Here is a 1,142-nt window from a genome sequence, read left to right on the forward strand (position 1 = left end):
TCAGTGCGTAAGGTGAGTGAAATATATGGTAAAAAGGCTATATGATTATAACGTGTTAGTAGCTTGCTTGTTTATTTAAACAAGCTACTAATTTTATTAAAACCTCAGTAGATATTGTTAGCTACTCATGTTGGTGATTTTTTGACCAAGTTGGACATACTTATGAATAGACTCGAATACGTATTCTGAGATTTCAGCAGTATCTTCAGCGGATAGCTCCCCAATATCATCTTCACTGAGACCAGAAACGATTTTCATCATCGTATGCATTTGATCTTCTTCAGGTAATAGCATGACTTTTCTAAAGTCTTTATATTTTATTGCTTTTAGATTTAACTCATTTCTTGAAAATTCCTGATCTTTGCCTTCTTTTACATTTAATGATGGCAAGATAATTTCTTCGGATAGAGAGATAGATTTCATTAAGAACTCCTATATTTAAAAACGATAACTTAAATTAGTTTCTGATTTAATAAAAAATTTATGTTCAGCCGAGTAAAGGTTCGCTGGGACTATAACCTGGTTTACTGCCTTGAACCTGTGATTGCTGCTCTCGCTGGAATAGCCCTGCCGTATATTGATTGACTCTACTCGCGTCACTCGCTATGAGAGCACAGTTAGTGGGGTGTGTATCGGTTGAGCTGCTAGGGTCTAGAGGGATATCTGCTGTGGCATTTACATAGCTATTGTAAATATTCCTAAATGGGAAGCTTAGCCCATATCCAAGACCAACAAACATCCCTACAACTAAGCCTGGAAGCCCTGCATTTTTGCAGCCAGTGACTAATCCACCGATAGTCTGGCCTACTGCTGTGAATGGTGCGGCAATCATTCCAGCAATTAAGCCACCCGTGGAACTTACAGCAACATCTGTGTATTTTCGTATTGCACTAAAATCCATAGCACACTTACTGGCCATATTTCGGAGTGTATTTATAGGTTGGCCTAGGCTAAATTTATAACCAGCAACAGCAGAAGCCATATCCTTTGCGACGGTTTGCTTCATCCAAGGCTTACCACCAAAAAACCACTTAGTTGAAAATGCTTTAGAAGACTTTGCCAAAGTCCCATTTTTTACCGCCTAAGGCTTCATAGACTTTAGAGCAGACTTTGCCAAAGTCCCATTTTTTACCGCCTAAGGC

At 38.9% G+C, this 1,142-nt stretch carries 2 protein-coding genes; both read right to left on the reverse strand.

Translation table 11 applies throughout. The features are described from left to right. Positions 1 to 117: 117 nt before the first annotated feature. Positions 118 to 423, reverse strand: a complete 306-nt coding sequence (locus C200_RS14050; RefSeq protein WP_016212386.1) for a hypothetical protein — start codon at positions 421 to 423, stop codon at positions 118 to 120. Between the two features lie 64 nt (positions 424 to 487). After that, the gene (locus tag C200_RS14055; protein ID WP_075278610.1) at positions 488 to 1,006 is read right to left on the reverse strand and encodes a hypothetical protein; all 519 of its coding nucleotides are present in this window, start codon (positions 1,004 to 1,006) and stop codon (positions 488 to 490) included. Between the last annotated feature and the right edge of the window lie 136 nt (positions 1,007 to 1,142).

Source organism: Piscirickettsia salmonis LF-89 = ATCC VR-1361 (assembly GCF_000297215.2).
GTDB lineage: Bacteria > Pseudomonadota > Gammaproteobacteria > Piscirickettsiales > Piscirickettsiaceae > Piscirickettsia > Piscirickettsia salmonis.